Origin of the sequence: uncultured Alistipes sp. (assembly GCF_910580175.1) — a bacterium.
In the GTDB taxonomy this organism is placed as follows: Bacteria; Bacteroidota; Bacteroidia; order Bacteroidales; family Rikenellaceae; genus Alistipes.
Genome location: NZ_CAJTXD010000001.1, coordinates 477,657 through 490,864, shown reverse-complemented (window position 1 = coordinate 490,864; position 13,208 = coordinate 477,657). Strand labels below are relative to the sequence as shown.

The 13,208-nt window shown below is 60.9% G+C and carries 11 protein-coding genes; 8 read left to right on the top strand and 3 right to left on the bottom strand.

Translation table 11 applies throughout. From position 1 onward, the window contains the following. Positions 1-232: 232 nt before the first annotated feature. The gene (gene thiL, locus QZ298_RS02075; RefSeq protein WP_296005064.1) at positions 233-1,171 is read left to right on the top strand and encodes a thiamine-phosphate kinase; all 939 of its coding nucleotides are present in this window, start codon (positions 233-235) and stop codon (positions 1,169-1,171) included. A 162-nt stretch (positions 1,172-1,333) separates the two neighbouring features. On the opposite strand, the gene QZ298_RS02070 is transcribed toward thiL, so the two are convergent. The 3 genes from QZ298_RS02070 to hpt all read right to left on the bottom strand — a co-directional run bounded on the left by QZ298_RS02070 (position 1,334) and on the right by hpt (position 2,862). Continuing rightward, positions 1,334-1,612, bottom strand: coding sequence for a septum formation initiator family protein (locus QZ298_RS02070; protein WP_296005063.1), 279 nt, complete (start codon positions 1,610-1,612; stop codon positions 1,334-1,336). Between the two features lie 75 nt (positions 1,613-1,687). After that, on the bottom strand, positions 1,688-2,323 hold the full coding sequence (locus QZ298_RS02065) for a 7-carboxy-7-deazaguanine synthase QueE (protein WP_296005062.1): 636 nt from the start codon (positions 2,321-2,323) through the stop codon (positions 1,688-1,690). Continuing rightward, a complete protein-coding gene (gene hpt / locus QZ298_RS02060) occupies positions 2,320-2,862 on the bottom strand; it encodes a hypoxanthine phosphoribosyltransferase (RefSeq protein WP_296005061.1) in 543 nt (180 codons plus the stop codon). Before hpt ends, QZ298_RS02065 begins: the two co-directional genes overlap by 4 nt. A 289-nt stretch (positions 2,863-3,151) precedes the next feature. On the opposite strand from hpt, the gene aroQ reads away from it, so the two are divergent. The 7 genes from aroQ (at position 3,152) to QZ298_RS02025 (ending at position 13,202) form a co-directional block, all read left to right on the top strand. Further along, the gene (gene aroQ, locus QZ298_RS02055; RefSeq protein ID WP_296005060.1) at positions 3,152-3,604 is read left to right on the top strand and encodes a type II 3-dehydroquinate dehydratase; all 453 of its coding nucleotides are present in this window, start codon (positions 3,152-3,154) and stop codon (positions 3,602-3,604) included. 7 nt (positions 3,605-3,611) lie between these two features. Next, positions 3,612-5,087, top strand: coding sequence for a pyruvate kinase (pyk, locus tag QZ298_RS02050; protein WP_296005059.1), 1,476 nt, complete (start codon positions 3,612-3,614; stop codon positions 5,085-5,087). Beyond that, positions 5,047-6,543, top strand: coding sequence for a lipopolysaccharide biosynthesis protein (locus QZ298_RS02045; protein ID WP_363323898.1), 1,497 nt, complete (start codon positions 5,047-5,049; stop codon positions 6,541-6,543). The genes pyk and QZ298_RS02045 overlap by 41 nt, the downstream gene beginning before the upstream one ends. Positions 6,544-6,871: 328 nt before the next feature. Beyond that, a complete protein-coding gene (locus QZ298_RS02040; protein ID WP_296005058.1) occupies positions 6,872-7,945 on the top strand; it encodes a LacI family DNA-binding transcriptional regulator in 1,074 nt (357 codons plus the stop codon). A gap of 3 nt (positions 7,946-7,948) precedes the next feature. Continuing rightward, complete coding sequence (locus tag QZ298_RS02035) at positions 7,949-8,761, top strand: SDR family oxidoreductase (RefSeq protein ID WP_296005057.1); 813 nt, start codon at positions 7,949-7,951, stop codon at positions 8,759-8,761. A gap of 41 nt (positions 8,762-8,802) precedes the next feature. Next, positions 8,803-9,984 (top strand): mannonate dehydratase, encoded by a 1,182-nt coding sequence (gene uxuA, locus QZ298_RS02030; protein WP_296005056.1) that lies wholly within the window; start codon positions 8,803-8,805, stop codon positions 9,982-9,984. Between the two features lie 83 nt (positions 9,985-10,067). Next, complete coding sequence (locus QZ298_RS02025; protein ID WP_296005055.1) at positions 10,068-13,202, top strand: TonB-dependent receptor; 3,135 nt, start codon at positions 10,068-10,070, stop codon at positions 13,200-13,202. The last annotated feature ends 6 nt before the right edge of the window (positions 13,203-13,208 follow it).

Genomic DNA, 13,208 nt, shown 5'->3' with positions numbered 1-13,208 from the left:
CCGTTCCCGAGACGGGCAGGAATGCCGGGTCTGGGGAACGGATTGTTTATGCCCCATTCGGCAAGGACGTCGGAGCGCCCTGTTCGGAGTGTTCGTGTTGTCTCCGTTCGGATCGGCTGCTTCCACCTCCATTCGGGTGTCGGATTATTCGATACTCTCGCTCGGCAAAATGCAAGCGAGCTTGCTTTTGCCCTCGCTTATTCGTATTTTTGTGAGAAACAAACCGGACACGATGACTGAATTCGGATTCATAGAGGCCATTCGCACGCTGTGCGCCGATCTGCCCCGCAACGGCTTCGAGGGGATCGGCGACGACTGCGCCGTGCTGCCGACGGGAGCAGGCGAGTCGTTGGTGTTCACGGCCGACCTGCTGACCGAGGGGGTGCATTTCCTGCGTGCTGCGACCACGCCCGAGGAGTTGGGCGGAAAGGCTTTGGCCGTGAATTTGAGCGACGTAGCCGCCATGGGTGCGCGTCCGGTGGCAACACTGCTGTCGATCGCCTTGCCGGCGGATGCGACGCAAGAGTGGGCCGCACGGTTCATGACGGGCTACCATGCCCTGGCGGCCCGTTATGGGGTGGCGCTGATCGGCGGCGACACGACGTGTTCGCAGACCGGCATTACGATCAATGTGACGGCGATCGGCCGGGCGCCCGACGGGCATCTGAAACGCCGCAGTGCGGCCGCTGCGGACGACGTGCTGTTCGTGACGGGGCGGCTGGGGGCTTCGGGAGCAGGTCTGCGCGACATGCTGTCAGGGACGTACGATACTCCCCTGGCGGCGGAACATCGCAATCCCCGGCCGCAGGTCGAGGAGGGGCAATGGCTGGGAGCACGGCCGGAAGTGCATGCGATGATGGATCTCTCGGACGGTCTGGCGTCGGATGTATGCCATATCATGGCGTGCTCGAGCGTGGGTGCCGCGATCGATCTGGATCGGATACCGGTGGCTGAGGGGGCCGATCTGCGCACGGCGGCATGTGGAGGCGAGGACTACAAACTGCTGTTGTCCGCCTCGCGGGATGCTGCGGGGCAACTGGCGGCGGACTACCGGAACCGTTTCGGAGAACCGCTGTATGAAGTGGGGCGGATCGTCGCGGGCAATGCCTTGACGTGGCGGCGCGACGGTGCGGAAGTACTGCTCGACTGGCGCGGATTCGAACACTATTGATCCTCGATCCGCTCGGGCGGAAACGTGCCGCGCCGAGACCGCAGCAACCGGACAGAAAGGCAGAGGGGAGAGACCGGGCAGACAGGCTGCCGGACAGAGGGGCAAAGGTTGCTGTGCAGGGGGCTGCGGAGACGATCGTGCGGCACGAATCGGAAGTCCTGCCTACTCTTCCTCTATAATATATACGTGTTCGTCGGGCCGCTGCATGCGGAAATGCTCGCGGGCGTATTCTTCGAGGTATTCGTCGTAGCGGAGCCGTTCGAGCAGCGTGCTGTCGGCCTCGATCTTGGCTTGGAAGAACTCCTTTTCGCGCTGCAAGGCGTTGATCTGACGCTTGATCTTCACGGCATGCACGGCGTTGCGCCCCACGATGAAGATCGTGAAAGCGATGATGACCGTCGTGGCGACGACCCAAAGTTTACGGCCGGTCTGAAGATTCATGGAAAAGGCTCTTGTTTGCAGTGCGGTGCGCCGGGCGAAGAACCGGAGAGACCCGATGCTTCGGTGCGATGGGCGCTACGGAATATTCATGTATTTGTGCGTCTGGATGGAGACCGTCCAGCGGGGATGGCTTTTGACATAGTCGACGATGGCGGGCATGATCTGTTCCGCGACGCTCCATTCGGGCTGGAGCGAGAGACGGCAGCCGGCGCCGACACGGGCTGCGTTGGCTTCGGCCCATTCGAAATCCTCGTTGCTGCCGATGACGACTTTCAGCTCGGAAGCCCTGCCGAACGCTTCGTCGACGGGCGGCTTTCTGCGCTTGGGCGAGAGACACACCCAGTCGAAGCGCCCGCTGAACGGATGCGATCCGGAGGTTTCGAGGAAGACCTGCAACCCCCTTTCGGACAAGCAGCGGGTCAGCTCGTCGAGCGGGTAGAGCAGCGGCTCGCCGCCGGTAATGACTGCGGCGGGGGCGCCGGACGCCACGGCCCGGGCCACGAGCGTCTGCACGTCGGTCGGGGGAAAGAGCGCCGGATTCCAGGCGTACTTGGCGTCGCACCAGGCGCAGCCGACGTCGCAGCCGCCCAGCCGGATGAAGTAAGCGGCCCGGCCGGCGTGGAATCCCTCTCCCTGGAGGGTGTAGAAATCCTCGGCGACGGGCAGCAGACGCCCGCCGTCGAGCGATGCGGTGTCGGGGGCGGCGATCATTCGGTAACGACGTAGATGTCTTTGAGACTGCGGCCCAGCTGGTCGTAGTCGAGTCCGTAGCCGACGATGAATTCGTTGCCGATCTCCATGGCGCGGTAGCGGATGGGCAGCTGCTTGCGGTAGGAGCCGGGCTTGAAGAAGAGCGTGCAGACGTCGATGCTGGCCGGCTTGCGGGCCTCCAGGTCGCGCACCATGTGCTCGATCGACTCGCCGGTGTCGACGATGTCTTCGACTACGATGATGTGGCGCCCTTCGATGGAGTTGTTCAACCCGATGAGACTCTTGACCTGGCCGGTCGAAGAAGTGCCCTCGTAAGAGGAGAGCTTGACGAAAGAAAGTTCGTTGTTGAACTCGATTTTTTTGATCAGATCGCTCATGAACATGAACGAGCCGTTCAACACGCCGACGAACAACGGGGTCTCCTTGTCGGCGTAATCCTGGTTGATGCGCTGTGCAACGGCGCTGACCGCCTCGTCGATCTTCTCGGCGGGGATCATGATGCGGAACTTTTTGTCGTGAAGCTGGATGATCTCCTTCATGGGGTAGAAAACGGATAGTTTATAAATGCAAAAATAACGATTTAGGGCAATAAAAGAACGATTCGGGAGAAATAATTTTCGGAAATTGCCGAACAGGAAGGCGGAACAGCGAAAAACTGGGCGGGGAGCATGAATATTATTTGTGTTTCTTGGCCGATTTTTCGCGCGATTTGCGCTATCTTTGCGGCGCGAAACGAAAACTGCGAATGCGGAACGCGCGCCTTGGGGGTTGCATCCAGGCGCGAGCTGCCGCCGAAGCGATGCCGTGCCGCAAAAAAGAGGCTTCCTTATGGAAATATTGATACTCAACGGCCCGAATCTCAATTTGCAGGGCCGCCGCGACCCGGAGGTGTACGGCACGCAGACCTTCGACGGGCTGCTCCAAAGCCTGCGGGAGCGCTATCCGCAGGCGGGGATCGACTATCGCCAATCCAACGTGGAGGGCGAGCTGGTCGATGCGCTCCAGCAGGCCGAGGGCCGCTACGACGGCGTGGTGCTGAACGCCGGGGGCTACACCCACACGTCGGTGGCGCTGCGCGATGCCGTGTCGGCCATCGCGGTGCCGGTGGTCGAGGTGCACATTTCGTCGATCCTGGCTCGTGAGGAGTTCCGCCATGTGTCGCTGCTGGCACCCGTGGCTGTGGGGTCGATCATGGGATTCGGTCTCGAATCCTACCGCCTGGGCGTGGAAGCGCTGCTGGGGCGGACTGAAAATCAAGCAACGAAGAAACAGAAAAAATAAAAGAACGATGAATAAGATGAAAAAAACCAAGATCGTAGCCACGATGTCGGACTTCCGCTGTACGGAGGAATTCGTGCGCAGCCTTGCGCAGGCGGGCATGGACGTGGTGCGCATCAATTCGGCGCACGTGACCCTGGAGGGCGCGTCGCAGATCGTGGAGACGGTGCATCGGGTCGATCCGGCCATCCCTGTAATGATCGACACCAAAGGCCCCGAAATCCGGGTAACGACCCTGGCGTCGGAGTACGGCGAGCGAATCGAGTTCAAGGCGGGCGACCGGGTGGCCGTGCGCGGCTCGGACGGTACGGACGCCACGACGCGCGAGACGGTATACATGAACGTGCCGGGCATCGTGGACGACATTCCGATGGGGGCGCGGATGCTCATCGCCGACGGCGAAGTGGAGCTGCGCGTGGTGGAGAAGAGCGACACGGAGCTGGTGTGCGAATTTGCGGGCGACGGCGCGCTGCGCTCGCGCAAGAGCGTGAATGTGCCGGGCGTGTCGATCGACCTGCCGTCGGTAACGGAGAAAGACCGCCGTTTCATCGAATGGGCCATTGCGCACGATGTGGATTTCATCGCCCACTCGTTCGTGCGGAGCATCCGCGACGTGCAGGCGGTGCAGGCGATTCTGGATAAGCACGGCAGTCCGATCAAGATCATTTCGAAGATCGAGAACCAAGAGGGCCTGGACAATATAGACGAAATCATCGAGGCGTCGTACGGCATCATGGTGGCGCGCGGCGACTTGGGCGTGGAGCTGCCTGCCGAGGCGATCCCCAACACGCAGCGCCGCATCGTGGAGAAGTGCATCGCGGCCAAGCGCCCCGTGATCATCGCCACGCAGATGCTCTACTCGATGGTGCGCAACCCGCGGCCGACGCGTGCGGAGGTCAGCGACGTGGCGAGCGCCATTTATGAACGAGTGGACGCCGTGATGCTGAGCGACGAAACGGCCATGGGCGACTATCCGGTGGAAGCCGTGGAGACGATGGCCCGCATCGCCCGGGAGATCGAACGCGATGAAACGCATTTCAAGCCGATGATCGACATGGATATGGTGTCGGTAAACCACGAAATCACGGCCCAGCTGGCGCGGTCGGCCGTGCGGGCGTCGACCAACCTGCCGATCAAATATGTGGTGCTCGACACCAAGACGGGCCGCACGGGCCGTTATCTGGCGGCGTTCCGCGGCCGCAAGACGGTGGTGGCCGTGTGCTACCGGCTGCATGCCCAGCGGATTCTGGCCCTCTCGTACGGCGTGGTGCCGATCTTGCGCAAACAGGAGTTGTGCGACCGCTACCACTTCCTGGTGGATGCCATGGAAGTGATCGAGCAGAGCGACCGGCTGGAGGAGAGCGACTTGCTGGCGATCGTGGGCGGAAGTTTCGGACCCGACGGCGGGGCTTCGTATGTGGAGATCGCCGATGTGAAACGCATCCGTGAGCGCAACGAGCGCGGCGGAGCCTGCGCAACGTTGTGAGACCTTGGCGGAGGCTCTGAAAGATAAGGTGGCGCGCGGCGTGGCGTGGTCGATCGGCGAAAAGATCGGCACGATGCTGTTGCAGATGGGCGTGTCTATCGTGGTGCTGCGTCTGCTGCTGCCGGCCGATTTCGGTGTGGTGGCCGTGCTCACGGCGTTCGCGGCGCTGGCCCTGGTGGTGGTGGACAGCGGGTTTTCGCAGACCCTGATCCGCAAGGCGGAGCCTGCCCCCGAGGATTACAAAGCGGTATTCCTGTTCAATGTGGGCGCGTCGGCAGCGCTGTATGTGCTGCTCACGGCATTGGCGCCTGTTGCGGCGAACTATTACGACATGCCCGTGATTACACGTATAGCGCCGGTGTTCTTTCTGCTGGTGCCGGTCAATGCGTTGTGCGTCATCCAAAATACGATCTTCACGCGTCGTTTCAGCTTTGCGCTGCTCTCGAAAGTGACTTTCGCTTCGTCGGTCGTAAGCGGCTGCGCCGCCGTGCTGCTGGCTTTGGCCGGATGCGGGGTGTGGAGCCTGGTGGCGCAGCGGGTGTTGCAGACGGGCGTGCGGGCGGTGCTGCTGTGGCGGTTGAGCGACTGGCGGCCCCGGGCGACCTCCGGATGGAACTTCGGGGCGCTGCGTGCGATGATGCCTTACAGCTTCAGTTTGCTGGCCACGGATTTGATAGCGTCGTTCTACAACAAGATTCCGCAACTTTTCATCGGCAAGATTTATTCGGCCGGGACGCTGGGCTATTTCGACCAGGCGCAAAAACTCAAGGATCTGCCGGTAACCTCGACCATGGCGGCGGTGCAGGGGGTAACGTTTCCGGCGCTGTCGAAAATCGCCTCGGACGGGAAGAAGTTCGCCGAGAGCTACCGGCAGGTAACGATGGTGGTGGCTTATACGATGTTCCCGATGATGCTCGGGCTGTCGGCCGTGGCGCACGACATGTTCGCCGTATTGCTCGGGGAGAAATGGATGCCGACGGTGCCCTATTTTGAGACGATCTGCCTGGCCGGGCTGTTCTATCCGGTGGCGATGGTGGCCTACAATGTGTTGAAAGTGAAGTGCGAAGGGCCGACGATCGTGCGGTTGGAGGTGCTCAAGAAAGTGATCATGACGCTGATCTTGGCGTTGACGATTCCCCGCAGCGTGCAGGCGGTGGTGTGGGGACTGGTGGTGTTCGCGGCCTGCGAAATGGTGGTAAACGTGACGGCGGCGCTGCGGCGTACCGAATTGACCGGGCGCCGACTGTTGCGGACGTTGCTGCCCGTGGTGCTGATTTCCGGCGCGATGTACGTTGCGGTGCGGGCGGTGGCGGCTGCGCCGATCGAAAATGCGCTGTTGCGTTTGGCGGCGGAGGTCGGGACAGGCGTGGCGCTCTATGCGGCGCTTTCGGCGCTTTTCCGGCTGGAGGCTTTCGGCGAAGTGGCGGCCATGGTGCGCAGGCGTTTTGAAAGTTGACGGTGCCGATAGCATGGCGATCGAATCCGGAGAGGGCGCAAGATAGTTAGCGTAAAAAACGGTGTTTTGAAACGGCGGACGGGAATCGAAATGTTCCCGTCTGCCGTTTCATCTACCGGGCCGTCCGGAGTCCGTTCCGCGGGGCGCCGTGCTCTTGTTCCGGGGTGTGGAACAGGGCCGGGAGAGGATGATCCGATGGTGTGTCCGGAAGGTGTAAACGTAAATTTGTGCTGAAAAATCGTTGTTGTGTGCGCACACACCTTGGAGGTTTGAAAAATTCTATCTATGTTTGTCATAACAAAGTCCGAAAAGGACAGTACCTGACCTGATGAAAGAAAAACTCAAAGAACACATCCGCATCGTGGATGTGGCCCGCATGGCCGGTGTGTCGGCCGGAACGGTCGACCGCGTGATTCACAACCGGGGGAAAGTCTCGGATGAAAAGTTGCGCAAGATACGTGAAGTGTTGGCGTCGGTGGACTATCAACCCAACTTGATGGCCCGTTCGCTGGCGTCGTGTCGCGAAAGGACGCTGGCCGTCATCATTCCGGCCTATCGCGATGGCGACTATTGGGCCGATGTGGATGCCGGCATAGCGCGGGCAGCAGTGGGGGCGGAGCGTTTCAATGTGCGGGTGCGCCGGTTTTTCTTCGACCAGTACGACCATGCGACGTTCGTGCGGACGCTCATGCGCGTGCGCGACGAGCATTTCGACGGCGTGCTGCTGGCGACGCTTTTTTCGGAGTCGGTGGCGGGATATGCGCGCGAACTGGATGCGTTGGGGATACCGTATGTTTTTGTCGATTCGAATATTCCAGGCTGCAACCGCCTGGCTTATTTCGGCACTTCGTCGGTCGACGCGGGAGCTGTCGCAGCGCGGCTGTTGGTCGACCGCATTCCGCTGGACGCCGACATCGCGGTGGGCAGCATCATCCATCGGGGAGACGGCGGTTCGAACCAGTGCCGCTGCCGGGAGACGGGGTTTCGAGCTTATCTGGAACGGGTGGGCTTCCGAGGCAACCTGCTGGGCGTTTCGCTGCGTCTGGATGACGAAGCCTACAACAAGCGGATACTGGACGACCTCTTTGCTGAGCACCCCCGGATCGCGGGTGCCGTGACTTTCAATTCGACGTGCTACATTCTGGCCAGCTACCTGCGCTGGTCGGGGCACGGCGGGGTGCGGCTGGTGGGCTACGATGTCATTCGTCGCAACCGCGAGATGCTGGAGGCCGGCGCCGTGACGGCGCTGGTGGCCCAACGTCCTGCGGCGCAGGGCTTCCACGGGGTCATGGCCCTGTGCGACATGCTGGTAAGCGGCAGCCGCGGCCCTTCGGACAATCTGATGCCGATCGACATCGTGCTGAAAGAAAACGTACAATTTTATAATAATCATATTATTTAAGCGATGAAAAATCTTTTCGACATCCGCGACCGAGTGGTGGTGGTAACCGGCGGTGCCGGGATTCTGGGGCGTGCGATCTGTCTTTACCTTGCACAGCAGGGCGCCAAGGTCGTTATTCTCGATCGCGACGAAAAGGCCGGCGATGAATTGGCCGGGACGATCCGGCAGCAGGGCGGCGAAGCGCTTTTCCTAATTACCGACGTCTTGAATCGCGAGGTGCTCGAACAAAACCGCGCCGACATCCTCGCCAAGTACGATTGTATCGACGTCTTGCTCAACGCCGCAGGCGGCAACATGGGGGGCGCTACGATCGCTCCGGGGCAGTCGTTCCTCGATCTGGAGATCGAGGCGTTCAAGAAGGTCGTCGACCTCAACCTTTTCGGTACGGTACTGCCTACCACGGTTTTCGGCGAGGCGATGACGGCCCGCAAGAAAGGCGTGATCGTCAACTTCTGTTCCGAATCGGCCCTGCGCCCGCTGACGCGCGTCGTGGGCTACGGAGCCGCGAAAGCTGCCATCGGCAACTATACGAAGTATATGGCTGCCGAGCTGGCCACGAAGTTCAGCCCCGAGATGCGCGTGAACGCCATCGTGCCGGGCTTCCTGCTGACCAACCAGAATCGGGCCTTGCTGACCAATCCCGACGGCAGCTATACCGATCGGGCCAAGACCATCATCGCGCATACTCCCGCCGGCCGTTTCGCCGAGCCGGAGGAGCTGCTCGGTACGATCCACTATCTGATCAGCGACGCCTCGTCGTTCGTGACGGGTGCCCTGGCCGTGGTCGACGGCGGATTCGATGCGTTCTCGATTTGAAACCAAATGAATGATTGTTTTTTGCGACTAAAATAAAATCTATGCCTGTCCTTTGTACCCAATCTTGGCGCTGGTACGGCCCGAACGACCCGGTGTCGCTGGCGGATATCCGCCAGGCCGGCGCCACCGACGTGGTGCATGCGCTGCACCACATCCCCAACGGCGAAGTATGGCCCGTGGAAGAGATCCGCGCGCGCCAGCAACTTATTGCCGACGCTGGCCTGAAGTGGTCGGTGGTCGAGAGCGTGCCGGTGCACGAACATATCAAGACCCGCACGGGCGATTTCGCGCGCTATATCGAGAACTACAAGCAGTCGATCCGCAACCTGGCGGCGTGCGGCATCCGGACGATCACCTATAATTTCATGCCCGTGCTCGACTGGACGCGCACCGATCTGGCCTACACGATGCCGGACGGCTCTAAGGCGCTGCGGTTCGAGCGGGCGGCTTTCATGGCGTTCGATCTGTACATCTTGCAGCGTCCGGCTGCCGGAGAGGAATACACGGCCGAGGAGAAGGCCGTGGCGGCAGCCCGTTTCGCCCGGATGGACGACGCAGAAAAAGAGTTGATTACCCGCAACATGATCGCCGGGCTTCCGGGGGCGGAGGAGAGTTTCACGCTCGACCAGTTCCGGCATGAGCTGGAACGTTACGCCGGAATCGATGCCGAGATCTTGCGGGGTAACCTGATCGCTTTCTTGAAAGAGGTGTGTCCGGTGGCCGACGAGGCGGGGGCAGAGCTGGTAATCCATCCCGATGACCCGCCCTATCCGATTTTGGGGTTGCCGCGTATTCTGTCGACGGCGGAGGATTTCCGGAAGTTGATCGCAGCGGTGCCCAACGTTTCGAACGGCCTGTGTCTCTGCACTGGATCGTTCGGTGTGTGCGCACACAACAACCTTCCGGCCATGATGCGCGAGTTCGGCGACCGGGTGGGCTTCGTGCATCTGCGGTCGACGCAGCGCGATGCCGAGGGCAATTTCTTCGAGGCGAACCACCTGGAGGGCGACGTGCCGATGTACGAAGTGATGAAAGCCTTTTTGGAGGTGCAGCAGCGGCGCGGCCGCTCGATTCCGATGCGTCCCGACCACGGACACCGGATGTGCGACGACCTGAACCGCCGCTCGAATCCGGGCTATTCGTGCTACGGACGACTGCGGGGACTGGCGGAACTGCGCGGCCTGGAGCTGGGCATTGCCCGATCGCTGTATCCGACCGAATAGCGGAACGATTTCCGCACGGGCCGGAATCGGGACGCCACGGAAAAAAGTTGTATGAAAACGAACCAACCAAACAATAACTTTTTATGAGAAAACTATTGACCAAACTCCATGTGCAGAGCGTGCTGCTGTTGGCGGCTGCGTTGCTGCAATCGGGGCTTGTCATGGCGCAAAATGCCGGGGGGGGGAATTTTACGTTCTCCGGTACGGTTTACGCTGACGGACAGCCCCTGATCGGTGCCACGGTAACCGAACCCGGCACGACGAACGGTACGGTAACCGGAGCGAACGGCGAATTCTCGCTGCGCCTCTCGAAGCGGGGCGCCGAAGTGCAGGTGTCGTTCATCGGCTATGAGACCCGCACCGTGCGGGCGCAGGCCGACAGGCTCGATATCGAACTGACGGCCGATGCGCAGCAGATCGACGAAGTGATGGTCGTGGCCTACGGCACGATGAAGAAACGCGACCTCACGGGTGCCGTGACCTCGCTGTCGGAAGAAGCCCTCGAACGCAAGATGGCCTCGAACGTCTTCGAAGCCATGCAGGGCCAGGTGGCCGGTGTGCATATCACGGCCGGATCGGGTCAGCCGGGCGAGACGTCGACGGTGAACGTGCGCGGTATCTCGACCTTCTCGGCCGAGGGCGTGAAGCCGCTGTTCGTGGTCGACGGCATCCCCATGGAGGATATCGACGGCATCAACACCTCCGACATCCTCTCGGTCGAGGTGCTCAAGGATGCGGCGTCGGCCGCGATGTACGGTTCGCGTTCGGCCAACGGCGTCTTCCTCATCACGACCAAGGGCGGTTCGACCAGTGCGCCGCGCGTGGAAGTGAAGTACTACCACTCGTGGGGCAAGCTCTCCCACAAACTGGCCCAGGCCACGCGCGCCGACCGTCGCAACTATGACCTCAAGCGCCGGGCCTACTTCCTGGAGAACAAGATCGGCACGCCCGACGAGAGCTACATGATCATCCAGGACTCGCTCAACGCCTCGTTCAACATCGACAACGACTACCAGGACATCTTGTTCCAGTGGGGACAGAAAGATCAGGTCGACTTGAGCGTCTCGGGCGGCTCGGACAAGATCAAGTACTACGGTTCGACGGGCTACTACAACGAACGCGGTATCGTGCCCAATACGGGATTCCAGCGTCTGACGGCCCGTGTGAACACCGACTACAAGGCCAACGACTGGCTGACGCTCCACACCCGCGTGTCGCTGGGCTACTCGCAGAAGAACGGCATCAACGAAGGCCAGCTGATGACGGCCATGCTTTCGCGCCGCCCCTATTTCAACCTCTATTATCCCGACGGCTCGCTGGCCGGGGTGTTCCAGGGGCAGAAAAGCCCGCTGGCGCAGGTAAAATATACGACCGACCGCACGGAGTACTACAAAGTCAACTTCTATCAAGGCTTCGAAATCCAGATCGTCAAGGGGCTGACTTTCTCGACGAACATCAACGCCAACCTCTATCTGGACAAGCGCCGCAGGGTCTATCCGAGCATGATTACGGACGAGTGGCAGAAAAGCAACACAGGCTATGCCAACGACAACTTGAACTGGAACTGGCTCAATGAAAATGTGCTGACCTACAAGAACAAGTGGGGCGATCATAACTTCACGGCCATGGTCGGATTCAGCGAGCAGCAATGGCGCTACGACCGTACCGTGCTTTCGGGCATCAACTCCTCGTCGGATTTCCTGACCACGATGAATGCCTTCTCGGCCAATCTGGTGCTCAGCGAGACGGGAGCATGGCAGCAGAACCACGCCATGGCGTCGCTTTTCGCCCGTGTGAACTACGACTACAAATCGAAATATCTGGTGCAGGCGACCCTGCGCCGCGACGGCTCGTCGCGCTTCTCGAAGCAGAACCGCTGGGGCAACTTCCCCTCGGTGTCGGCGGCATGGCGCATTTCGGACGAGGGATTCATGAAATTCTCGCGCCGCGTGCTCGACGACGCCAAGGTGCGCGTGAGCTGGGGTGTGACGGGTAACGAACAGATCGGCAACTACGACTACCTCTACTCCTACGCTACGGGCGACATCTACGACGGCATCGGCGGCGTCTATCCTGCCCGCCTGGCGGTCGACGACCTGCGTTGGGAGGAGACCCGTCAGACCGACGTGGGTCTCGACCTGAGCTTCTTCGGGCAGCGCCTGACCGTCACGGCCGACTACTACGACAAATATACCGACGGTCTGCTGGCCAACCTCGAACTGCCCAAAGAATCGGGCTTCGGGACGATGCGCACCAACGTGGGCGAAGTGCGCAACCGCGGTTTCGAGCTGACGGTGGCGGGCGATCTGGTGCGGACGAAAGATTTCCGCTGGAACGCCTCGTTCAACATCTCGCGCAACTGGAACAGCATCGAACGCCTCTCGACGGGCGAACCCTATCTGGAGGGGAACTTGTGGTGGATGCAGGAGGGCGGCTCGATCGGCGACTTCTACGGCTACAAGCAGCTGGGCATCTTCCGCTACGACGAGTCGAACGCCTTCACGCCCGGCACGTGGCAGCAGCTCACGCCCGTATTCGAGGGCGGCGTGTTCCAGGGCTATACCCTCGACGGCGCAGCCTACACGGGCGACGTGGTGCAGAAGAAACTGCCCAACGGCAAGCCTTTCCGCGGCGGCGATGTCAACTGGGAGGAGGCGCCGGGCGCTCGCAACGGTGTGATCGATGAGAACGACCGCATGGTCATCGGCAATGCGCTGCCCACCTACACGGGCGGTCTGTCGACGACGTTCACTTATAAGAACCTCAGCCTTTTCGTGTCGTTCTACTATTCGTTCGGCGCGCATATCTACAACGATGCCGAGCATCAGCGCAACATGTTCAAATATTCGTCGACCACCCCCTCGCCCCATGTCATCAACAACATCTGGGTGCACCAGGGCGACGAGGCGCTCTATCCGCGTCCCTACAACGACGAGTACAACAACGCGCGCTACGCCAACTCGTTCTATCTGGAAAAGGGCGACTTCATCCGTTTGCAGAACATCCGCTTGAGCTACGACCTGCCCGAGCGGTGGCTGAAGACGGCCCGCATCAAGACTTTGCAGGTCTACTTCTTCGCCAACAACCCGCTCACGTGGACTGCTTACAGCGGCTACGACCCCGAGTTCTCCTCGTCGAACCCGTTGCAGATCGGCAAGGACACCTACCGCTATCCGAAGAAACGTGAATTCGGCTTGGGTCTGAACGTTAAATTTTAACCGATT